This is a genomic window from Bradyrhizobium sp. A5, from assembly GCF_042076515.1.
GTDB lineage: Bacteria > Pseudomonadota > Alphaproteobacteria > Rhizobiales > Xanthobacteraceae > Bradyrhizobium > Bradyrhizobium cosmicum.
Genome location: NZ_CP148990.1, coordinates 1,927,781 through 1,948,682, shown reverse-complemented (window position 1 = coordinate 1,948,682; position 20,902 = coordinate 1,927,781). Strand labels below are relative to the sequence as shown.

The window sequence follows — 20,902 nt, the reverse complement described above, 5'->3', positions numbered from 1 at the left end:
ACTACTTGGTCGGGACCGGCTTGAACTTCGCCGAGATCACATCCTCGACCGGCACGATGTCCTTGAGTCCGCCGAGCTTGGCAAGGTCGAGCGAAAGCTGCACCGCGGCGTTCACGTTGGGCGCGCCCATGTCGCCGCTGGTCTCGAGCTTCATGATGGTGTTGTCGTATTCGAGGGCGGCGATCTCAGGCGGCATCTCGTAGATTTCGGCGATCAGCTTGACAGTGACGTCGCGGTTGGCGCGCATGAACGCGACCGCGCCGTAGAGGGCATTCACCGCCTTCTGCACCAGCTGCGGCTTGGCGTCGGCGAATTTGTCGAGCACGATCCAGCCCGCAGTGAGGTTCGGCGGAACCGCGGTCGCGTAATCGAGGATGGTCTTGGCCTCGCCGGACTTCGCGATCTGGAAGCTCAGCGGCGAATAGACCACGGCCGCCTCGACGTTACCGGCCAGCAGGTTCGGCACCAGGCCGCCGCCGCCGACGGGGACGCGGGTGAAGTCGATCTTCTTGTCCTGGATGGTCCACAGCGCTAGCAGGTCCGAGCCGGAGCCGGCCGCGGTGATCGCGACCTTCTTGCCGTTGAGGTCCTTGACCTCGAGCGTCGACTTGGTCGGGACCATCAACTGCCAGCCGAAATTGCCCATCGCGGCATTGGCCACAATCCGCGACATCACACCCTTCTTGCGTCCGGCGGAGACCAGCGACGGCGGATCGAGGATGATGTCGGCCGCGCCCGCCGCCATGCCTTCGAACGTCTCGGCGCCGCTGCGGTAGATGGTCAGCTCGGCCTGGATGCCTTCCTTCTCGAACAATCTCTGCCGCACCGCCGTCTCGGCGATCGTCGTCGGCCAGTAGGTTTTCGTGGGCAGCCCGACGCGAATGGTGTCGGCGGCGCTCGCAGGGCCCGCAAGAATAGCGGCGGCAACGAGCGTCATGAACGCGTGACGGCGATTGATCTTCATGGTTTCCTCCCGGTCTGTCTTTTTTTGTGTGCCGAATTTCTTGGGATCGTCAGGTCGCGCGGCTCACCTCCGCGATGCGAGAGGCGGCGAGCTCGACGAACTCTTTGGTGATACCGAAGTGCTTTGACAAGGCGCGAACTGCCGCATCCGCATCGCGCTTGATCACGGCGGCGACGATGGCCTTGTGTTCGGCCTCGACATCGCGCGGCTTGCCGCCGACCTCGCGGCGGATCGAGAGCCTGCGATATCGCTCGCTCTGCTCATGCAGCACGTCGCGGAAGCCGAGCAGCCATGGCGAGCCGCAGGCGTTGACCAGCGCGCGATGGAAAATGCGATGACGAACCACCCATTCCTCGTAATGCACGGTGGGATCGTCGGGATAGTGATAGGGAACGGCCTTCAGGTCCGTCCAGGCGGATTTCACCGTGGCGAGCCAGGCCTCGTCGCCCCGCTCGATCGAGCGCCGCAGCGCAAGGCCCTCGATGTCGATCCGGGTCTGCGTCACGTCGGCAAGATCGGCGAGCGACACGGGGCTCACCCGGAAGCCACGCTGGTCGGACGCCTGCACGAGGCCGTCGGCAACCAGCCGCGACAGCGCCTCTCGCACGGCGGCGAGGCTCACCGAGAACTGTTTGGCGAGTCCGGCGATATGCAGCTTCTGACCCGGCAGCAGCCGCGTCGCCAGAATATCGGCGCGCAGGCGCTCGTGCAGCGCCGACGTCAGGCTGCGCGGACCATCCCCGAGGCCTCCGGACAACTGGAACTGAAGCGGACCCATGGTCGGATGATTGCAAGGGAGGGCGCAGCGGTCAATAGAAAATCGAAAATCGATTTTTTCTAGTCTAAGTTACGCTGCGTCCTTCTCAGCGTCCTACGAATGAGCAGCGCCGGATGGCGGCACGTCGAGGCGAACGGCAACGCCATCCAGTTTCGGGCTTGGCGCCGGATAACGTTTCATCACCAACGGATCGTGACCGGGAACGATGTGATCTTCGTCCGGCGCCGCAGCGCGCAGCTTGTCGAACCCGACCAGCATGTCACCGACATGAAACGCCGTCGTGAACGGACGCTCGCTCGTCATGTTCTCGTAGAAATGACTGACGTCGGAGGCGAGCACGACCGGACCGCGCCGCGTGTTGACGCGCACGAACTGAAGGCCGGCGGAATGCCCGCCGGCCGCGTGCACCGTCAAGCCAGGGGCGATCTCGGCATCGCCATCGTAGAACAGCACCCGGCGCGCATAGTTCAGCCGCACGATCCCGCAGACGTCCTCGACCTCGAAGGAATGCGACAATCGCGGATAGTGCATATAGCGCCCGGTGGCATAGGCGAGCTCGCGCTCCTGGAGATGAAACCGCGCGCTCGGAAACCGGTCGAAATTGCCGGCGTGGTCATAGTGCAGATGCGTGAGGATCACGTCCTTGACGTCGGCGATGTCGACATCGAACGCGGCAAGCGTCTCCACCGGGCAGCGCAGGAAAGTCCGCCTGCGCTGCCGTGCAATTTCGGCGTTGAACCCGGTGTCGATGACGAAGGTGCGGCCGCCGCCCCGCGCCAGCCACATGAAATAGTCCATCGGCATCGGCCCGTCATGCGGGTCGCCGCCGATGAAGTGCTCGCTCCGCTGCGCATCACGCGTGGCGTAGCGGATGGCGAAGAGCTCGTATTCCGGGTCAGCCATGACAGCTCACACAATCCGTACTCAGGGCTTCGCGTCGACCTCGTTGAAGGCCTCGCGCGCGTTGCGGAAAGCGTCGATGCCGGCGGGTACGCCGCAATAGACCGCGACCTGGAGCAGGATCTCCTTGATCTCCTCCTTGGTCAGCCCGTTCTTCAGGGCGCCCTTCACGTGCAGCTTCAGCTCGTGCGGACGGTTCAGCGCGCCGAGCATCGCCAGATTGACGATCGAACGCGTGCGCCGGTCGACGCCGGGCCGCGTCCACAACGCGCCCCAGCAGAACTCGGTGGACCACTCCGCCATCGTGCGCGTGAACTCGTCGGCGCCGGCAATGGACTTGTTGACGTAGTCCTCGCCGAGCACCTCTTTGCGAACTTTGAGGCCCTTTTCGAACAGTTCGGTCTTGCTCATGATCGTCCCTTTCAAGTCTTGAGAGAGTCTAGTTGGAAGAAGTGAGGCTCGCTGCCGGCGGCGGGCGCAACGATTTCAGGAGATTGCCGACGTCATCGGCCGCGTCGAGCCGCCAGACTGCATCGATGACGCGGTCCGCATCCCAATCGCTTCGACCGGTCCGCACGCCCTCGCGCAGCTTTTCTTCGAGATCGCGATCTCCGAGCGGGGCAGCCTGGCTGCCGCGCGGCGAGACGACGGTCTCGGTGAGAGTCTCACCGGACGACAGGCGCAAAATGACGCACGCAGCGCCGTCGGGCATCTGAGCATCGAGCTCCGACCTCACCTTCTGCCGCAGCCGCGCGATATCGGGCCGGACCACGGTCTCATGCGAGAATTCAGGCACGCCGGCTGCCCCCAGCAACAGCCCGCAGGCCACGCAGTGATGGATGCTGACGCGCGCGTCGCGCTCGTTGTTGACCGGACGATCGCCGCGCGCCAGCAGCAGCGCCGAGCCCTGCACCGTCACCGATTCGATCTGATCGATCTGCCGGCAGATCCGTTCGCGCAGCACCAGGCAGGCGTCGATGACCGAATGGAACACGATGCCGGCGGGATAGGGTTTGTAGGTGTTCTTCGCGATCTCCCAGGTCCTGCCGAGGCCGTCGAGCAGACGGGCGAGATCGGGCTCGTCTCCCATGGTGCGGGCCCAGCCGCGCGGACCTTCGATGGCACGCGGCGCGGCCTCATAACCCTGCTGCGCCAGCAGCGCTGCGAACAAGCCGTTGCGCGCCGCGTTGCCGACGCTGACATTCTTGGCGGCGCTCGGCAGGTTCTCGACATTGCCGGCCGACTGGCTCGCCGCAAGACCGATCGCGTTCGCAATCCCGTCCGCCGGCAGCCCCAGCAACTTCGCGCACGCCGCCGCCGCGCCGAAGATTCCGCAGGTCGAGGTGATGTGCCAGCCGCGCGCGTAATGGCGCGGCGAGACTGAATTGCCGATGCGACATTCGATGTCCACGCCGAGGATGAAGGCCGTCAGCACCTCGCGCCCGGATAGCTTGCCCATCTCCGCGAGCGCCAATATCGGCGCGGCCACCGGTGCAGCCGGATGAATGATTGTCTCGGGATGGGTATCGTCGAAATCGAGCAGATTCGCCGAGACGGCATTGAGAAACGAGGCGCACAACGCATCCATCGGCTCCGAATGACCGATCACCGTGGATGTCGCGGCCCCGCTGAACGGCGACAGCGTGCGCAGCGCAGCCATGACCACGGGATCGCGCGCGGAGCCGAGCGCTGTCGCAAAGAAATTGAGGATGGATCGCCGCGCCTCGGGGCTCTGCGCCTCGACGTCCGCCCATGAAGATGCCGCGACGAACTCGGCGAGCGTCCTGCTCACGCCTGGAATCGGGGCTTGTCGAACCTGGTCTTGCGGCACGCGGGGCGTCTTCCTCGTTTTCCCGGACCTTATGCCGATCCGCGGCAAACTGTCGACCCCAAATGTTATGCTTGACAGCTTGTCTGACAATCATAACAATCCGGCCCATTGGCGCGGACCCCGCGGCGACGACGGCGGCGGCCGACGAGGCCGGCCGGCGAAAACGTTCGACCAGACGATATCGACCACAAGATCAAGAAGGCGCGCCCAGCACGGGATCGCGCGACAGGGAGTAAACGATGGCGGGAGAGATTCTCGGCGTAATCGGCACGGGCCGCATGGGCGGCCCCATGGCGGGGCGATTGATCGACGCGGGCTATTCGCTCGTTGTCTATGACACGCAGGCTGAAGCGGCCCAAGCGCTGGTCAAGCGCGGCGCTCAGCTCGGCAAGTCGCCGGCCGACGTCGCCTCGCGCGCCGATATCGTGCTCGCCAGCCTGCCGACGCCCGACATCGTCAAGGCCGTCACGCTCGGCCAGGACGGCATCAGCAGCGGCACCCGCGCCAAGATCGTGATCGATCTGTCGACCTCGGGTCCGGGCGCTGCGAAGTTCGTCGCGGAAGGCCTGAAGGCCAAGGGCATGACGCTCGTCGATGCGCCCGTGAGCGGCGGCATCAAGGGCGCCGTCAACGGCACCCTGGCCGTGATGGTGTCGTGCCCGCAGGCGACCTACGAGACCGTGCAGCCGATCCTGAAGAACTTCGGCAAGCTGTTCTACACCGGCGACAAGCCCGGCGTGGCGCAGACCGCCAAGCTCGCCAACAATCTGATGGCGGCCGCAGCGCTCGTCATCACGTCGGAGGCGGTCGCGATGGGCGTCAAAGGCGGCGTCAACGCAAAGGTGCTGATCGACATCATCAACGCCAGCAGCGGCCGCAACAGCGCCTCGGAAGACAAGTTTCCCCGCGCGGTGCTGCCCGGCACCTTCGATTTCGGCTTCACCACCGGCCTGTCCTACAAGGATGTCCGGCTCTGCGTGGACGAGGCCGAAGCCATGGGCGTGCCGATGGTCTGCGGCGCGGTGGTGCGGCAGATGCTCGCGATCACCAATGCCAAATACGGAGCGGCGTCCGACTTCACCTCGATCGCCAAGGTGCTCGAAGAGTGGGCCGGCGTCGAGATGCGCGGCTAAGCGCACGAGCATTCAGGGAGAGCGATTGCGATGACGATCGACCCGACCGGATCAGGCAAGGTATCGCTTGCGCGCCAGATGGCGCGGAGCGTGCTTGCACGCGATCTCGGAGATTTCGGGCCGGAGGTCGTCGCGAAGGCAAAGCTCTGCCTGCTCGACTTCCTGTCCTGCGCCTTCGAGGCTGGCAATCACCCGTGGAGCCGTCAGGCGGTTGCGATCGCGCAGGCCGGCGGCGACGCCACGATCATCGGGACCTCGCAGCGCTCCTCAGCGGCCGACGCCGCCTTCGCCAATGCCGTGATGGGACACGGCCTGGTGCGTGAAGACATGCATGCCGCCAGCATCGCGCATCATGGCGTCGTGATCTGGCCGACCCTGCTCGCGCTGTCGGAGCAGACGCCGCTACCCGGAACGAAGCTGCTGGTTGCCGCCATCATCGGCTATGAGACCGGCGCGCGGATCGGCCGCGCGCTCCTGACCTCCGATCTCGCGCGGCTCTATCGTCCGACCGGCCTTGTGGCGCCGCTGGGCGCGGCGCTAGCGGGAAGTTTTGCGCTCGGCCTTTCCGAGGACGCCGCGACCAGTGCCATCGCCATTGCGGCCAACACGTCCAGCGGTCTGAACGAATGGCCGCATGCCGGCGGCTCCGACATGTATTTCCATCCGGGCTTTGCGGCCAGCAACGCGATCAAGGCCATCGGCCTTGCCGCAGCCGGCGCCTTCGGCTCGGAAACGATCATCGAAGGCGAAGCCGGCCTGTTCGCCGCCTATCGCCGCCACGCCGCGCCCGACAGCATCACGCTCTTCCCCAACGGAGAGAGCGAGATCATGGCCGTCTACAACAAGCCGGTCCCGGCCTGCAATTTCGCGCAGACCGCAGTTCAAGCGGCACTCCGCGTCTCGCACGAGCTTGCCGGCACGGATGAGGTCGACCGCGTCGACATTCGCGCGCCTGACGCTGCCGTTCGCTATCCCGGCTGCGACTCCATGGGGCCTTACCGCAACGCGCTCCAGGCCAAGATGAGCATTCCCTTCAGCGTCGCGGCGACGCTGGCGCGGGGCGAGATCGAGGAAGAGAACTATGCCGGGCTCGATGATACCGACATCGTCCGCCTGGTTTCGGTCACCGATCTCAAGGCAGACGCCGGCTTCACCGCCGCCTTCCCCGGCAAGCAGGGCGCGGAAGTGACCGTGCATCTGCGCGGCGGCCGGACGATCCGGCACGCCTTGCCCGATGTCATCGCCGCAACGCCGGCAGATATTCGCGCGCGCTTCCGCGCTGCCGCAGCGAAAGCCCTCGGCGAGGACCGCGCGCATCGGCTCGAGCAACTCATCGACGATTGCGAACAGCTCGGGACGCCGGCGTGATCGCAGCACAATGCCGTCTGGGCGCACCGGAACGGGTTTTACGATCGGCATCATAAGAAGTGCCGGAGAGTAATGGGGGAAACATGGTCGACTTCGAGACCAGTCTAGCATCGTCAGCAGCCAGCGATCGCCGGCAAACCGGCGCGACCACCGCGTGGAGGCGGGGCTGATGGAAGGATTCCTGCAAGCGCTCGCCGCGGGCCTGCTAATCGGCGCCGTCTACGGCCTGATGTGCGTCGGGCTCGGCCTGATCTTCGGGGTCATGCGCGTCATCAACTTCGCCCACGGCGATTTCATGATGCTAGGCATGTATGCCGCCTTCTATCTCTTCACCGCCGCCGGCATCCAGACCCTGTTCGGCAACACGGTGGGCCCGTTCGTGGCCATCCTGCTCGCCGGCCCCGTGCTCGCCGTGTTTGGCTATTTCGTCCATCTGGCCCTGATCTCGCGCGTCTCGGGCACGCGCACCGCCTCGCTGGAAGGCGACGGTCACTACGCCCAGCTCATCCTGACGCTCGGCATCGCGCTGATGCTGCAAAATGGCGGTCTCATCGTGTTCGGATCCGTGCTGGCCTCGATCCGCACGCCGCTGTCGAGCTCGGCGTGGGAGCTCGTTCCCTTCCTCGACATCAGCATCTTCCTCAACAAGGCGCGCAGCATCGACGCGATCGTGTCGCTCGCGATCATGGTTCTGCTTTCGCTCCTGATCACGCGCACGCGGATCGGCAAGTCGCTGCGCGCCGCCGCGGACAATCCGACCGCCGCGACCTATATGGGCATCGACGTCGATCGCGCGCACCGCACCGCCTTCGCGCTCGGCTGCGGCATCACCGCGATTGCCGGCGGCCTGCTTGCGACCAACTATCCGTTCCATCCCTTCGTGGGGCTCGAATACGTCATCGTGATGTATGCCGGCGTCGTGCTCGGCGGCATGGGCAGCATCATCGGCGCGTTCTGGGGCGGCATGACGATCGGCCTCGTCCAGCAGATGTCGACGCTGATCCTGCCGACGCAGTTGCAGAACGCCGCGATCTTCGCCGTATTCCTCCTCATCATCTTCTTCCGCCCGCAAGGTTTCTTCGGGCGCATGGTCGAGAGGACGTGACCATGCTCCGGATGCGTTCGTTCCTGCCTCCCCTGCTCTTCACGCTCGCCTATGCCGGGATCTCGCTCGGTGTCACCAACTCCTACTACCAGCTCATCCTGACGCTGGTGCCGGTGTGGGCGGTGTTCGGGCTGTCCTGGAATCTGCTCAGCGGCTACACCGGGCTCATCTCGTTCGGCCATGCGGCCTTCTTCGGAATCGGCGCCTATGCGACCGCGCTCGGGCAGATCTATTTCGACATCTCGCCGTGGCTGCTGATCCCGGTTGCCGCCATGCTCGGCGGCATCGCCGGGCTCCTGATCGGCTTTCCGACCTTCCGCCTGCAGGGGCATTACTTCGCGCTGGCCATGCTCGCCTACCCGCTCGCCATTCTCTACGTGTTCGAGTGGCTCGGCTTCCAGGAGGTGACGCTTCCGATCAAGCGCGACGCCCCGATCGCCTACATGCAGTTCTCCGATCCCCACATCTACACGCTGCTGGGGCTCGGCATCATGCTGGCCACAATCGTGCTGACGCAGATCATCGAACGCTCGCGCTTCGGCATGGCGCTGCTCGCGATCAAGCAGAACGAGGCCGCAGCCGAAGCGGCAGGGATCAACACCCTGGCCTGGAAGCTGCGCGCGATCATTCTGAGCGGCGCAATCGCCGCTGCCATCGGCGGATTCTACGCGCAGGTGCTGCTGGTCGTCACCCCGGCATCCGTGTTCGGAATGCTGGTGTCGGCGCAGGCGCTCACGGTCGCGATGTTCGGCGGCGTCGGCACGGTCTGGGGACCGGTCATCGGCTCGGTGATCCTGATCCCGCTCGCCGAAATCCTGCACGCGGAAGCCGGCGCGCGCATCCCCGGCATCCAGGGCGTGATCTTCGGCTTTGCCATCGTTTGCGTCATCCTGGTCGCTCCGGAAGGCTTGTTCTGGAAACTGCGCGATCTCCTGCGCAAGCGTAATGCGTCCACAGCGACGACCGGCGCCACTCCGGAAACGATCGCAGTCAGCGTCACCCCCCTGAAGCCGGCCGCACGGCAGCGCGCCGCGACCGGTGAAGTGGTTCTGGAGGTCCGCAATCTCTCGCGCTCCTTCGGCGGCCTCAAGGCCGTGCAGGATGTCAGCTTCAAGCTGCACAAGAACGAGATCCTCGGCATCATCGGACCCAACGGCGCGGGTAAGACCACGCTGTTCAACCTCCTCAACGGCTTTCTGAAGCCGAGCCAGGGCGAGGTGCTGGTCAACGGCCGCAACATGTCCGGTCAGCGGCCGCACGTGATCTGCGAGGCCGGCATCGGCCGCACCTTCCAGGTGATGCGGCCGTTCCTGCGCATGTCGATCCTCGACAACGTCGTGGTCGGCGCCTATGTCCGCGCCCGCACCGACGCGGAGGCCCGCAAGCTTGCCGCCGACGCGGTCGCCCGGGTCGGGCTCTCCGCCGTCGCCGACCGTGTCGCCGGCGAGCTCTCGACCAAGGAGCTGCGACTGATGGAGCTGGCCCGCGCGATCGCCGGCCAGCCGCGCATCCTGCTGCTCGACGAGACACTGGCGGGCCTCGGCCACGGCGAGGCGGACGAGGTCGTCGCCGTGATCCAGCAGCTGGCGCGCGACGGCATGACCATCGCCATCATCGAGCACACGATGCAGGCGATGGTTCGTCTGGTCGACAGTTTCCTCGTGCTCGACCACGGCGCCGTCATCACCGAGGGGCTTCCGGAAGTGGTGACTCATGACAGCCGCGTGATCGAAGCCTATCTCGGCAAGAAGTGGGTGGCCCATGCTCCGCATTGAGGGATTGCGCGCAGGCTACTCCGCAAAGCCCGTCCTGAACGACGTATCGATCAACGTCGGCGCAGGCCAGTTCGTCGCGATCGTCGGCCCCAACGGCGCCGGCAAGACCACGCTGTTCAAGACGATCTCCGGCATCGTGAAGCCGAGCGGCGGTAAGATCACGTTCGACGGCGTCGACCTTCTCGCGGTGCCGCCGCCGCAGCGTGCCCATCTCGGCATCGCCCATGTCCCGGAAGGACGCCAGGTCTTCCCGTCGCTGACCGTGATGGAGAACCTGGAAATGGGCGCGATGACCGAGAGCGGCCGGCGCGACTGGCAGGGCAATATCGAGCGCATCTTCGAGTGGCTGCCGGTATTGAAGGAGCGCCGTAACCAGTTCGCCGGCACCATGTCCGGCGGCCAGCAGCAGATGCTCGCGATCGGGCGCGGCCTCGCTTCCTCGCCGAAGCTCCTGATGCTGGACGAGCCATCGATGGGACTCGCGCCGTCGACCGCGGATTTCATCTTCGAGCGATTGATCGACATCCGGCGGCAGTCCGGCCTGACCATGCTGCTGGTCGAGCAGCGCGTGGCGGAAGCGCTGGAGTCCGCCGATCACGGCTATGTCCTCGAAGCCGGGCATGTCGTGCTCGAAGGCAACAACGACACGCTGCGCGCCGACGACCGGGTGCGCAAAGCCTATCTCGGCATGTGACCAATAAGAAACAAAGACCAGGGAGATAACAAAATGAACAAGACATCGAAGGGCAGGATATCGAAGGGAATGACGCGCCGGACCGTGCTGTCCGGCGCCGCCGCCGTCGGCCTTGCCGGCGTTGCACGCGCGCAGACACCCGCCGAAATCAAGGTCGGACTGATCGTGCCGCTCTCGGGCATCTACACCCGCCCCGGCCAGGTCATGAAGATGGGCGCCGAGATGGGCATCGAGCACATCAACGCGCAGGGCGGCATCAAGGCGCTCGGCGGCGCCAAGCTGAAGCTGGTGGTGATCGACTGCGGCGACACCACCGAAAAGGCCAAGAACGCGGCGCAGCGCATGGTGGCGCAGGAGCCTGATCTCGTCGCCGCCACCGGCTCCTATCTCTCCTCCTTTACGCTGGCCGTCACCGAGGTGACCGAGCGCGCCGAGCTGCCGGTGCTGACGCTGTCCTATTCGGACCTGCTGACCGACCGCGGTTTCAAATACATCTTCCAGACCGCCGCGACCGCGAGCCGCCAGTCCGAGCTCGGCCTGCCGACGCTGATGAAGCTCGCCGAGAACGCGTCGGGCAAGAAGCCCAAGACCGTGGCGATGCTGATGGACAACACCGCGACCTCCGTCGCGACCGCCAAGGCGCTCAAGGACAAGCTGCTCGCGCAGGAAGGCCTCCAGCTCGTCGTCGAGGAAGTCTGGACGCCGCCGTTGTCGGATGCCACCCCGCTGATCCAGAAGGTGCGCTCCGCAAAGCCCGACCTGCTGCTGTTCATGCCGAACGCGGTGTCGGACGCCAAGCTCGGGCTGGAGAAGATCAGCGAGTTCGGCCTCGGCCAGGGCAAGATCCCGACCGTGTCCTTCAGCATCACCATCGCCGAGCCCGACATGCTCCAGAGCGTGAGTCCGGAGACCGTGCAGGGCATCATGACCGTTGTCGCGAACTGGGGTTCGAAGGGCCACGAGGCTCTGATCGCCGAGCTCAAGGCCAAGTACAAGGAGCCCTGGATGACGCAGAACGTCATCTCGACCTATGGCGACATGTGGCTGATGAAGGAGGCACTGGAGAAGGCCGGCAAGGCCGACCGCAATTCGGTCGCGCAGGCCTTCCGCACCATGGATGCCGGCCCGTCGAAATACTATCCGGGCGGCCAGCTCAAATTCGACGAGAAGGGCCGCCGCGTCGGCGCCGGCGTCGTCATCGTGCAATGGCAATCGGGCGTGCCTGTCACCGTCTATCCGCCCGAGCTCGCGCAGGCGCAGCCGTTCTGGCCGAAAAAATCCTGACAGCGTCGCGCGATTTTTCAGGGAGGAGAATTATCATGACTGCAAAGAGCAAGATCACGATCTCGCGGCGGACACTGTTGGCCGGCGCCTCCGGCACACTGATCGCATCCCGCGCCTGGGCGCAACAACCCGCCGAGGTGAAGGTCGGCCTGCTGGTGCCGATCTCCGGTCTCTATGCCCGCCCGGGAACCGTGATGCGCGAGGGCGCCGAAATGGCGGTCGACCACATCAACGCGCAAGGCGGCGTCAAGGCGCTTGGCGGCGCCAAGCTGAAGCTCGTGGTGCTGGATTCCGGCGACACCACGGAGAAGGCGAAGAACGCGGCACAGCGCATGGTCGCGCAGGAGACCGATCTGGTTGCGGCCAGCGGCGCTTACCTGTCCTCATTCACGCTCGCGGTGACGGAAGTGACCGAGCGCGCCAACCTTCCCGTGCTCACCCTCTCCTACTCCGACCTGATCACCGACCGCGGGTTCAAATACGTATTCCAAACCGCGGCGACCGCGGGCTCGCAGGCACGGCAGGCGTTGCCGCAGCTCATCAAGCTGGCGGAGACGGCCTCCGGCAAGCGGCCGAAGACAGTCGCGATCCTGACCGACAACACGGGCGCCTCGATCGCCTCCGCCAAGGCCATGCGCGAAGGCCTGCTGGCGGAGAACCAGTTGCAGCTGGTCGTCGACGAGACGTTCACGCCGCCGCTCGCGGATGCGACGTCGCTGGTGCAGAAGATCCGTTCGGCCAAGCCCGATCTGCTGTTCTTCCTGCCGACGGTGATCTCGGACGCAAAACTGCTGCTCGAGAAGATGAACGAGTTCGGCCTCGGCCAGGGCAAGGTGCCCACCATCTCGTTCGGCATCGCGATCGCCGAGCCGGACATGCTTCAGACCGTCAGCCCCGAACTGCTCCAGGGCGTGCTGACCTGCGTCGCGAGCTGGGGCGCCAAGGGCCACGAGGCGCTGATCGCCGAATTGAAGACCCGCTACAAGGAGCCGTGGATGACGCAGAACGCGATCTCCACCTATGGCGACATGTGGGTGATCAAGGACGCGCTGGAGAAGGCCGGCAAGGCCGACCGCGTCGCCGTCGGCGAGGCGCTGCGCACCATGGATGGCGGTCCTTCGAAATATTACCCGCTGGGCGAGATCAAGTTCGACGAGAAGGGCCGCCGCGTCGGCGCCGGCATGACCATCGTGCAATGGCAGGCCGGCGTGCCGGTGACGGTGTTCCCGCCGGAGCTCGCGCTGGCAAAGCCGTTCTGGCCGAAGAACTGATACCGCCTCAAAGACAACGGAGAACAACATGGACAAGGCGACTTACGACCGCGGCCTCGAAATCCGCAAGAGCGTGCTCGGCAACGAGTTCGTCGACAAGGCGATCGCATCCGCGGACGAGTTCAATCGCCCGATGCAGGACCTGACCACGGAGTATTGCTGGGGTTACGTCTGGGGCCGAGAAGGCCTGACGCGCAAGACCCGCAGCTTCCTCAATCTGGCGATGCTCTGCGCGCTCAATCGTCCGCATGAGCTGAAGACCCATGTCCGAGGCGCGCTCGCCAACGGTGCGACCCAGGAGGAAATCCGCGAGGTCTTCATGCAGGTCGCGATCTATTGCGGCGTGCCGGCCGGCGTGGACGCGTTCCGGAACGCGAAGGACGTCTTCGCCGAGCTCGACAAGAAATAAGGACGCGTGACTGCGATGAAGGACAAATGGGCACTCGTGACCGGCGCGACGGCGGGCCTTGGCTTTGCCGTCGCGGAAGGCCTGGCCGGCGCGGGCGCCAACATCGTCCTTCACGATCTCACTACGCCGAAGCAGGCCGCGGATGATCTCCGCGCCCGCTTCGGCGTCGAGGTGATCGCGGCGGGCGTCGATCTGTCCCGGCGCGAGGCGATCGAGGCCATGATGGCCGACCTGCTCGATCGCTGCGGCGCCATCGACATCCTCGTCAACAACGCGGTTGTCAGGCACTTCGCCGCGATCGAACAGTTTCCGCCCGACCGCTGGGAGCAGGCGCTGGCCGTGAACCTCTCCGCGCCGTTTCACCTCATTCGCCTCGCGCTGCCGGCAATGAAGCAGCGCGGCTGGGGCCGGATCATCAACATGGGCTCGATCTATTCGAGCCGCGCGGTCGAGGACCGCATCGACTACGTCACCACCAAGACGGCCATCCTGGGCATGACCCGCGCGGTGGCGATCGAGACGGCGCGCAGCGGCATCACCTGCAATACGCTCTGCCCCGGCACGCTGCCGACGCCCGCCATCCTCAACAAGATCGCCACCATGGCAACGACCAGCAGCCGTGCTGTCGAGGACGCGACCCGCGAATATCTCGGCGAGCGTCAGCCGACACAGCGCTTCATCGAGATGAATGCCGTCGCCGCCATGGTCGTCTTTCTCTGCGGCACGGCTGCAAACGACATCACCGGGGCCAGCCTGCCGATCGACGGCGGCTGGTCGGTCGCATGAGAGCATTGGAATGGGAGTGTTGCGATGACTGAACAATCGGGCCAGACCGCCGTGCTGACGGGTGCCGCTGGCGGCATGGGACGCGCCATCACCAAGGCGCTGCTGGAGAGTGGCCGCCGCGTCGTGCTGGTCGACCGCGACGCCAAGGCGCTTCAGGAACTGGCGGCGACGGCAAGCAACGCCGTGTTTCCGATCCAGCTCGACATCAGCGACGCAAAGGCCGTGGATCGCCTGCCGGAGGCCGTTCCGGCGCAGTTCAAGCCGGTCGACATCCTGATCAACAACGCCGGGCACGATATCGGCGGGCGAACGCGGTTCGATGCCGGCTCCGCCGACGACTGGTCCAACATCATCCAGACCAATCTGATCGGTTTGATGCGCGTCACTCGCGCGATCCTCCCCGACATGGTTCGGCGCAATGCCGGCCATGTCGTCAACATCAGCTCGATCAACGCGGTCCGCATTGTCCCGGATATGGCCGCCTACAGCACCAGCAAGGCGGGCGTGCACATGTTCAGCGAGACCCTGCGGGGCGAACTGGCGGAAACCGCGATCCGGGTCACCGAGCTCCAGCCCGGCCTGACCAGGACCAACATCATCCTGACCCGCTATCGCGGCGACAAGCAGAAGGAACAGGACTATTTCGATCAGTTCAAGCTGGCGCTCGAACCTGCTGATATTGCCCGGTCGATCGTCTTCGCCCTAGACCAGCCCGCCCACGTTCAAATTGCCGAAATGATGATTCTACCTGTAAACCGGTACTGACTTTTCCCAACCAGGATCCGGACATGGAAAGACGTAGCGAATTGCAGTCGACGCTCCGCATCGAGGACGTCCCGACCGTCCGGGCGATGGTCGCGCAAAAACTGCGCGAGGCGATCATGTCCGGAACGCTGAAACCGGGCCAGCGCCTGGTCGAGCGCGAGCTTTGCGAGATGATGGGCGTCAGCCGCCCCTCGATCCGCGAAGCGCTCCGTGCCCTCGAGGCAGACGGGCTGGTCAACACGGTGCCGCATCGCGGCCCCGTGGTCTCCACGATCAGCCTCGAGGAGGCTCGCCAGCTTTACGCGGCGCGCGCGGTCCTCGAAGGATTCGCCGGCCGCGAATGCGCCAGGCTTCACGACCCCGAGGTGGCGCGCCGGATCGGCGAAGCCCTGACCCGGCTGAAAGCTGCCGCCGCCAGGCAGGACCTGGTCGGGTGCCTCGAGGCCAAGACCGATTTCTACGGCGCGCTGATCGGCGGCTGCCGCAATGCCTTCATCGAGCGGATGCTGAGGCCCTTGCACGACCGGATTCAGCTGTTGCGGATCACGTCGATGTCGCAACCGAAGCGGATCAACAAGAGCCTGCGCGAGGTCACCGCGATCTGGCGCGCGATCCAGAGCGGCGATGCAGACCTCGCCGAACGTTGCTGTGTCGATCACATCAACGCGGCCGCAGTGGCTGCGCTCGACATGATCGAAAAATCGTCGGCGGCCAAGGAGGCGGCGCCTACCGACGACTAACAAAAACTGCCGCCAGGGAGTGTTCGATGAGGTTTGTTGTACGATCGCTGATCCTGTTTTTCCTGCTCTATCCCTGCGGCACCGCAATCGCGGACGACTACCCCTCCCGCCCGGTCACGATGATCGTACCCTTCTCCGCCGGCGGCCCCGGCGACGTCATTGCGCGCATTCTCGGCAACGCCATGAGCGCGACGCTGAAGCAGTCCATGGTCATCGAGAATGTCGTCGGCGCCGGCGGCACGCTCGGCACCAACCGCGTCGCCAAGGCCGCACCCGACGGCTACACGCTGCTGCTGATGCATGTCGGCCAGGCCACCGCACCTGCACTCTACGCCAAGCTGCCGTTCGACCCCGTCGGCGACTTTGCCCCGATCGGGCTGGTCACGGATGTCCCGATGCTTCTCGTGACGCGGCCGAATTTTCCGGCCAAAAATCTCAGCGAACTGGTCGCGCATATCCGCAACAACGGCGACAAGACCACCTTCGGCAATGTCGGTCTCGGCTCGGCCTCGCAGCTCTGCGGCCTGATGTTGATGAGCACCACCGATATGAAACTCACGCCGATCTACTACAAGGGCGGCGGGCCGGCGCTGAACGACGTCATCGCTGGTCATATCGACGTCTATTGCGATCCCGCAACGGGACCGACGCCCTATATCCAGTCGGGCACCATCAAGGGCTATGCGATCACCAGCAAGGCGCGTGTCGCGACGCTGCCAGACGTGCCGACCTCGGCGGAGGCCGGCGTTCCCGAATTCGACGTGACGACCTGGTATGGTCTCTACGCACCGCGCGGCACGCCGAAGCCCGTGATCGACCATCTCGTGGGCGCGCTCCAGACGGCGTTGAAGGATCCCGCCCTGATCAGCCGCTTTGCCGAGCTCAGCATGGCGCCGGTCGAGCCCGACCGCGCAACCCCGCAAGCCCTCGAAGCCTTCCTCAAGACCGAGATCGGCAAATGGGGACGGATCATCAAGGCCGCCGGAATCGAACCGCAGTGAGCGAGGACGACCGGACGGCGGCTGTTGCTCAGATCTCGTCCTCCCGTCTATATGGTCGAATTCCGTCACCGTCTTCGAAAGCGGCAGTCTCCATGGCGCGCTGTGATCGAACGCGGATGACTGGAGGCCCGCCACCCACATTCCGCCCAGGCGGAGGCCGACCGGAGTATCTGCATCGATGACTGACCGAGCCGAGACCATTGCCGCGAAGATCGAGGCCTTCATCCGCGCCGAGGTGATCCCCTACGAGAAGGATCCGCGGACGGGTCCGCACGGTCCGAGCGACGAACTCGTGCAGGAATTGCGCGCCAAGGCGCGCAAGGCCGGTGTTCTGACGCCGCACATTCGGCCGGATGGATCTCATCTGACGCAACGCGAGACGGCGACGGCCTTGATCAAATCCGGCCTGTCGCCGCTCGGACCGCTGGCGTGCAACACCATGGCGCCCGACGAGGGCAACATGTACCTGCTCGGCAAGGTCGGAAGCGCCGAGCAGAAGGCGCGATTCCTGGAGCCCCTGGTGTCGGGCAAGGCGCGTTCGGCGTTCTTCATGACCGAGCCGGCGGATGAGGGCGGCGCGGGATCTGACCCGTCGATGATGCAGACCACGTGCAGGCTCGACGGCAATCACTGGGTCATCAACGGGCGGAAGAAGTTCATCACCGGAGCCGAAGGCGCCCGGGTCGGCATCGTCATGGCGAAGTCGGCCGATGGCGCCTGCATGTTCCTGGTCGATCTGCCTGATGCCGCGATCCGCACGCTGCGCGTGCTGGATACGATCGATAGCTCGATGCCCGGCGGGCATGCCGAGATCGAAATAGAGAATCTTCGCGTATCCGCCGACCAGATGCTCGGCGCATCCGGCGAAGGTTTCAAATATGCGCAGATCCGCCTCAGTCCTGCGCGTTTGTCGCATTGCATGCGCTGGCTGGGCCTGGCAATCCGCGCCAACGAGATCGCCACCGACTACGCCTGCCGCCGTCACGCGTTCGGAAAACCGCTGGTCGACCACGAAGGCGTCGGCTTCATGCTGGCGGAGAACCTGATCGATCTCAAGCAGTCGGAGCTGATGATCGACTGGTGCGCCGGCGTGCTCGACACCGGCTCGCTCGGGACGACCGAGAGCTCCATGGCCAAGGTCGCCGTGTCGGAAGCGTTGATGCGCGTCGCCGATCGTTGCGTCCAGGTGATGGGAGGGACCGGCGTTTCGACCGAAACCATCGTCGAGCAGGCTTTCCGCGAGATCCGCGCCTTCCGCATCTACGATGGTCCAACGGAAGTCCACAAATGGTCGCTGGCCAAGAAGATCAAGCGCGACTGGAAAGCCGACCAGCATTGAGCGGCTGGCGTTGCGGCGCCCTCACCTCGTGCTCTTCAGCCGACCCGCCATGCGCTCGGCGATGGCGACCGTCGTCAAATGAGTGTTGGCGCGCGGGACCTCCGGCATGATCGAAGCATCGATCACGCGTAATCCCGTGCATCCGATCACCCGGCACTCGTGATCGACGACCGAACGCGCATCGTCCGGCGCACCCATGCGGCAGGTGCCGCTCGCGTGTTGGGCGTCACTACACTCGGCGAACAGCCAGTCGTCCAGCTCTGCGTCGCCAACCGCCTCGTCCGTGGAGCGCCCACTGGCGCCATAGTCGACGCGGTGAGCGATATCGGTCACCGCAGGCTGCAGGCAGATATCACGCAGGCGGCGAACGCCGTCGCGCAGGCGCACCAGATCGCGAGAGTCGGACAGCATGCGCTCTTCGACGATCGGATCGATTGTGGGGTCGGTCGTCACGATGCGGACGTGGCCCTGGCTGAAGGCCTGATAGACAGAGACGGCGATGCGCCCGAGCGTTACCTCCGCCATCGATTGCTGCGAGCGGGCAAGATTTCCGGCGATCATGATCATGTCGTTTTCGCCGGTGCCTGCGAGGCCGGACGAGTAGCGCAGGCAGCAATTGGTGTGCCGGTGCATCAGCGTATTGACCTGGCTGCCGTCGCGCAAATGCAGCAATGCGTTGACGATGGGGTGGTCGAGCAGGTTCTCGCCCACCGGCAAATCCGCGCGGATCGGGATGCCGAGCATCCCCAGCAGGGCGACGGGCCCGATGCCGGAGCGTTGCAGGATGGCCGGCGAATGGATGGCGCCGGCGCAGAGGATAACCTCACGCGTCGCGCGGGGCGTATAGGATTGGCCGTTCACGCGGACCAGGACGCCACTGGCGTGCAGCCGGTTGCCTTCGAAGGTGATGGTGTCGACCAGGGCATGACCGACGATGTCGAGGTTGGCCCGACCGCGCGCCGGCTCCAGGTAGCCGTCATTGGTGGAGATCCGCAGCCCGCCCTCGCTGTTGATGGCGTAAGGCGAGACGCCGGTGCCATCTGGCGCGTTGTGATCTTCGCACCAGCCATAACCGAGGCTGAGTGCCGACGCGCGCAACGCCCGGTCGACATTGCCCCAATCCGGAATCGGAGCCCGATACACCGGGATCGGACCGCGATCGCCGTGATAGGGTGCGTCCGGGAAATTCTTGTCGGTTTCGAGCTTGCAGAAATAGGGCAGCATCTCGTCCCATGCCCAGCCGGTGCAGCCCGCGGCCGCCCAGCGGTCGATGTCGTCGGGAACGGCGCGGATCGCGATCTGGCCATTGATCGTCGAACTGCCGCCCATGGCGCGGCCACGCCAGAGCAGCAGCGGCTGCTGCCGCTCGGTGCGTCGCGCCAACAGCTTCGGCCAGCGGAAGTCGTCATCGCCGATGGCGCGCATCGGGTTCGGAATCCGAATGTGCTCCGGCGTGGTCGCGGTTCGCAGATCCTGCCCCGCCTCCAGCAGCAGCACACGGTGAGCGGGGTCTTCGCTGAGGCGCGCGGCCAGCGTCGCTCCGGCGGAACCTCCGCCGATGATGATCGTGTCGTATTCCTGTTCAATCACGTCTGGTCACATCCCCTGATCGCTCTCGACGGTCAGCTGCCAGCTATGTGGCGCAACGTGATCCGCGTCAACTCGGATGGACGCCCGAGCCGCATCGCGAAGCCTGGCCACAGCGCGGTGCCATTGTTCACGTAGAGCGTCATCCCGCCGACATCGTAACGACCCGAGACGAAGCCGGCGTTTGCGCGTGCGGCCAATCGATCGATCCCCCAGATCAGCCCTCCGTGCGTATGTCCCGACAGTTGCAGAGCTACGCCGAGTTCGGCGGCATGCCGCGCGTCGCTCGGCTGGTGGTCAAGCAGGATGACAGGGCCGTCCTTGGGGATGCCTTGCAGGACCGCGTCAAGGTCGCGCACGGGATGCCCCCCGCGGCGCGACGCCCGGTCGGTGATGCCCGCGATGACCAGCTTGCCACCGTTCCGCTCGATGACAATATGCCTGTTTTCGAGCGATAGCAGACCCAACGCGGCGAAGTGCGCCATCCACCCGTCGTAGCCAAAGATGTATTCGTGATTTCCCGAAATCACGTACACGCCATCGGTCGCCTGCAAATCCCGCAACGGCTCGATGTCGGTGCGTCGCGCATCGGGCGTGCCGTCGATCAGATCTCCCGTGATCGCGATCAGGTCAACGCCGAGCTTGTTCGATCGCTCGACGACGGTGCGTGCCCACGAAGCGGGAAACAACCGGCTGATGTGAAGATCGGTCAGTTGCAAAATGGTGTAACCGTCGAATTGTCGCGGAAGTCCGGCGATCCCGATTTCGATGTCTTTCAGCGGCGGAATCCGCATGGCCTGATGAACGCCGATCGCGGCCGCGACGGCGGCTAGCCCAGCCAGTCCGTAGCGGACGTCGTCGGGCGCGCTCACGACGCCCCCATTGAAGGGGATTCCGAGCAGAAGTCCCACATCGAGCGCCAGTTGCAGCAACACCAGCAGAACGATTGCGCCGAACGCCCAATTGAAGAGGGCAACCACCGGTCGTGGAAACTCGGGGGAAAACACCGAACCCGACGAGAGCTTGCTCCACCGGTGAAACTGCAATGCGACCAGTGCGAGCGCGGCCGCCACGATCTTGGCCCAGAGCGGCAAATCCATCGGCCATAGGAAGCGGGTCACGATCAGCAGATAGATCAGGCCGAATATGAGTTGGGGAATCGGTTCTCTCCG

General features: G+C 65.1%; 20 protein-coding genes. 13 read left to right on the top strand and 7 right to left on the bottom strand.

Going from position 1 to position 20,902, the window contains the following annotated elements; all coding sequences use genetic code 11:
• Window position 1: 1 nt before the first annotated feature.
• The 5 genes from WHZ77_RS09190 to WHZ77_RS09170 form a co-directional block, all read right to left on the bottom strand.
• The gene (locus tag WHZ77_RS09190) at window positions 2-964 is read right to left on the bottom strand and encodes an ABC transporter substrate-binding protein (RefSeq protein WP_375313381.1); all 963 of its coding nucleotides are present in this window, start codon (window positions 962-964) and stop codon (window positions 2-4) included.
• Window positions 965-1,013: 49 nt separating this feature from the next.
• Window positions 1,014-1,742 (bottom strand): GntR family transcriptional regulator, encoded by a 729-nt coding sequence (locus WHZ77_RS09185; RefSeq protein WP_375313380.1) that lies wholly within the window; start codon window positions 1,740-1,742, stop codon window positions 1,014-1,016.
• Between the two features lie 93 nt (window positions 1,743-1,835).
• Window positions 1,836-2,645, bottom strand: coding sequence for an N-acyl homoserine lactonase family protein (locus WHZ77_RS09180; RefSeq protein ID WP_375313379.1), 810 nt, complete (start codon window positions 2,643-2,645; stop codon window positions 1,836-1,838).
• A gap of 21 nt (window positions 2,646-2,666) precedes the next feature.
• Entirely contained in the window at window positions 2,667-3,053 is a 387-nt protein-coding gene (locus tag WHZ77_RS09175) for a carboxymuconolactone decarboxylase family protein (protein ID WP_247348113.1), read from the bottom strand.
• A 28-nt stretch (window positions 3,054-3,081) separates the two neighbouring features.
• Window positions 3,082-4,434: an MmgE/PrpD family protein gene (locus tag WHZ77_RS09170; protein WP_375313378.1), complete on the bottom strand. Its 1,353-nt coding sequence runs from the start codon at window positions 4,432-4,434 to the stop codon at window positions 3,082-3,084.
• Window positions 4,435-4,712: 278 nt separating this feature from the next.
• Here WHZ77_RS09170 and WHZ77_RS09165 point away from each other — a divergent pair, with 278 nt between their 5' ends.
• The 13 genes from WHZ77_RS09165 to WHZ77_RS09105 all read left to right on the top strand — a co-directional run bounded on the left by WHZ77_RS09165 (window position 4,713) and on the right by WHZ77_RS09105 (window position 18,143).
• Window positions 4,713-5,606 carry an NAD(P)-dependent oxidoreductase gene (locus WHZ77_RS09165; RefSeq protein ID WP_375313377.1) on the top strand — a complete coding sequence of 298 codons (894 nt, stop codon included), beginning with the start codon at window positions 4,713-4,715 and terminating at the stop codon, window positions 5,604-5,606.
• A 30-nt stretch (window positions 5,607-5,636) separates the two neighbouring features.
• On the top strand, window positions 5,637-6,974 hold the full coding sequence (locus WHZ77_RS09160; protein WP_375313376.1) for an MmgE/PrpD family protein: 1,338 nt from the start codon (window positions 5,637-5,639) through the stop codon (window positions 6,972-6,974).
• A 169-nt stretch (window positions 6,975-7,143) separates the two neighbouring features.
• Window positions 7,144-8,079: a branched-chain amino acid ABC transporter permease gene (locus tag WHZ77_RS09155; protein WP_375313375.1), complete on the top strand. Its 936-nt coding sequence runs from the start codon at window positions 7,144-7,146 to the stop codon at window positions 8,077-8,079.
• 2 nt (window positions 8,080-8,081) lie between these two features.
• Complete coding sequence (locus WHZ77_RS09150; protein WP_375313374.1) at window positions 8,082-9,854, top strand: ATP-binding cassette domain-containing protein; 1,773 nt, start codon at window positions 8,082-8,084, stop codon at window positions 9,852-9,854.
• Window positions 9,841-10,548 (top strand): ABC transporter ATP-binding protein, encoded by a 708-nt coding sequence (locus WHZ77_RS09145; RefSeq protein WP_375313373.1) that lies wholly within the window; start codon window positions 9,841-9,843, stop codon window positions 10,546-10,548. Before WHZ77_RS09150 ends, WHZ77_RS09145 begins: the two co-directional genes overlap by 14 nt.
• A 33-nt stretch (window positions 10,549-10,581) precedes the next feature.
• Complete coding sequence (locus WHZ77_RS09140; RefSeq protein WP_375313372.1) at window positions 10,582-11,832, top strand: ABC transporter substrate-binding protein; 1,251 nt, start codon at window positions 10,582-10,584, stop codon at window positions 11,830-11,832.
• Between the two features lie 35 nt (window positions 11,833-11,867).
• A complete protein-coding gene (locus WHZ77_RS09135) occupies window positions 11,868-13,103 on the top strand; it encodes an ABC transporter substrate-binding protein (protein ID WP_375313371.1) in 1,236 nt (411 codons plus the stop codon).
• 28 nt (window positions 13,104-13,131) lie between these two features.
• A complete protein-coding gene (locus WHZ77_RS09130; protein WP_375313370.1) occupies window positions 13,132-13,512 on the top strand; it encodes a carboxymuconolactone decarboxylase family protein in 381 nt (126 codons plus the stop codon).
• Between the two features lie 15 nt (window positions 13,513-13,527).
• Window positions 13,528-14,298: an SDR family oxidoreductase gene (locus WHZ77_RS09125; RefSeq protein ID WP_375314686.1), complete on the top strand. Its 771-nt coding sequence runs from the start codon at window positions 13,528-13,530 to the stop codon at window positions 14,296-14,298.
• A gap of 24 nt (window positions 14,299-14,322) precedes the next feature.
• Window positions 14,323-15,063 (top strand): SDR family oxidoreductase, encoded by a 741-nt coding sequence (locus WHZ77_RS09120; protein ID WP_375313369.1) that lies wholly within the window; start codon window positions 14,323-14,325, stop codon window positions 15,061-15,063.
• Between the two features lie 23 nt (window positions 15,064-15,086).
• A complete protein-coding gene (locus tag WHZ77_RS09115) occupies window positions 15,087-15,803 on the top strand; it encodes a GntR family transcriptional regulator (RefSeq protein ID WP_375313368.1) in 717 nt (238 codons plus the stop codon).
• Window positions 15,804-15,829: 26 nt separating this feature from the next.
• Window positions 15,830-16,804: a tripartite tricarboxylate transporter substrate-binding protein gene (locus tag WHZ77_RS09110; protein ID WP_375313367.1), complete on the top strand. Its 975-nt coding sequence runs from the start codon at window positions 15,830-15,832 to the stop codon at window positions 16,802-16,804.
• A 178-nt stretch (window positions 16,805-16,982) separates the two neighbouring features.
• Window positions 16,983-18,143 carry an acyl-CoA dehydrogenase family protein gene (locus tag WHZ77_RS09105; protein ID WP_375313366.1) on the top strand — a complete coding sequence of 387 codons (1,161 nt, stop codon included), beginning with the start codon at window positions 16,983-16,985 and terminating at the stop codon, window positions 18,141-18,143.
• Between the two features lie 21 nt (window positions 18,144-18,164).
• On the opposite strand, the gene WHZ77_RS09100 is transcribed toward WHZ77_RS09105, so the two are convergent.
• The gene (locus tag WHZ77_RS09100) at window positions 18,165-19,733 is read right to left on the bottom strand and encodes a GMC family oxidoreductase (RefSeq protein ID WP_375313365.1); all 1,569 of its coding nucleotides are present in this window, start codon (window positions 19,731-19,733) and stop codon (window positions 18,165-18,167) included.
• Between the two features lie 32 nt (window positions 19,734-19,765).
• Entirely contained in the window at window positions 19,766-20,890 is a 1,125-nt protein-coding gene (locus tag WHZ77_RS09095; protein WP_375314685.1) for a metallophosphoesterase, read from the bottom strand.
• Between the last annotated feature and the right edge of the window lie 12 nt (window positions 20,891-20,902).

Excerpts from the sequence above, each read along its gene's own strand:
- WHZ77_RS09190 (WP_375313381.1), bottom strand. The coding sequence starts at position 964 with ATGAAGATCAATCGCCGTCACGCGTTCATGACGCTCGTTGCCGCCGCT.
- WHZ77_RS09185 (WP_375313380.1), bottom strand. The coding sequence starts at position 1,742 with ATGGGTCCGCTTCAGTTCCAGTTGTCCGGAGGCCTCGGGGATGGTCCG.
- WHZ77_RS09180 (WP_375313379.1), bottom strand. The coding sequence starts at position 2,645 with ATGGCTGACCCGGAATACGAGCTCTTCGCCATCCGCTACGCCACGCGT.
- WHZ77_RS09175 (WP_247348113.1), bottom strand. The coding sequence starts at position 3,053 with ATGAGCAAGACCGAACTGTTCGAAAAGGGCCTCAAAGTTCGCAAAGAG.
- WHZ77_RS09165 (WP_375313377.1), top strand. The coding sequence starts at position 4,713 with ATGGCGGGAGAGATTCTCGGCGTAATCGGCACGGGCCGCATGGGCGGC.
- WHZ77_RS09160 (WP_375313376.1), top strand. The coding sequence starts at position 5,637 with ATGACGATCGACCCGACCGGATCAGGCAAGGTATCGCTTGCGCGCCAG.
- WHZ77_RS09155 (WP_375313375.1), top strand. The coding sequence starts at position 7,144 with ATGGAAGGATTCCTGCAAGCGCTCGCCGCGGGCCTGCTAATCGGCGCC.
- WHZ77_RS09150 (WP_375313374.1), top strand. The coding sequence starts at position 8,082 with ATGCTCCGGATGCGTTCGTTCCTGCCTCCCCTGCTCTTCACGCTCGCC.
- WHZ77_RS09145 (WP_375313373.1), top strand. The coding sequence starts at position 9,841 with ATGCTCCGCATTGAGGGATTGCGCGCAGGCTACTCCGCAAAGCCCGTC.
- WHZ77_RS09140 (WP_375313372.1), top strand. The coding sequence starts at position 10,582 with ATGAACAAGACATCGAAGGGCAGGATATCGAAGGGAATGACGCGCCGG.
- WHZ77_RS09135 (WP_375313371.1), top strand. The coding sequence starts at position 11,868 with ATGACTGCAAAGAGCAAGATCACGATCTCGCGGCGGACACTGTTGGCC.
- WHZ77_RS09130 (WP_375313370.1), top strand. The coding sequence starts at position 13,132 with ATGGACAAGGCGACTTACGACCGCGGCCTCGAAATCCGCAAGAGCGTG.
- WHZ77_RS09125 (WP_375314686.1), top strand. The coding sequence starts at position 13,528 with ATGAAGGACAAATGGGCACTCGTGACCGGCGCGACGGCGGGCCTTGGC.
- WHZ77_RS09120 (WP_375313369.1), top strand. The coding sequence starts at position 14,323 with ATGACTGAACAATCGGGCCAGACCGCCGTGCTGACGGGTGCCGCTGGC.
- WHZ77_RS09115 (WP_375313368.1), top strand. The coding sequence starts at position 15,087 with ATGGAAAGACGTAGCGAATTGCAGTCGACGCTCCGCATCGAGGACGTC.
- WHZ77_RS09110 (WP_375313367.1), top strand. The coding sequence starts at position 15,830 with ATGAGGTTTGTTGTACGATCGCTGATCCTGTTTTTCCTGCTCTATCCC.
- WHZ77_RS09105 (WP_375313366.1), top strand. The coding sequence starts at position 16,983 with ATGACTGACCGAGCCGAGACCATTGCCGCGAAGATCGAGGCCTTCATC.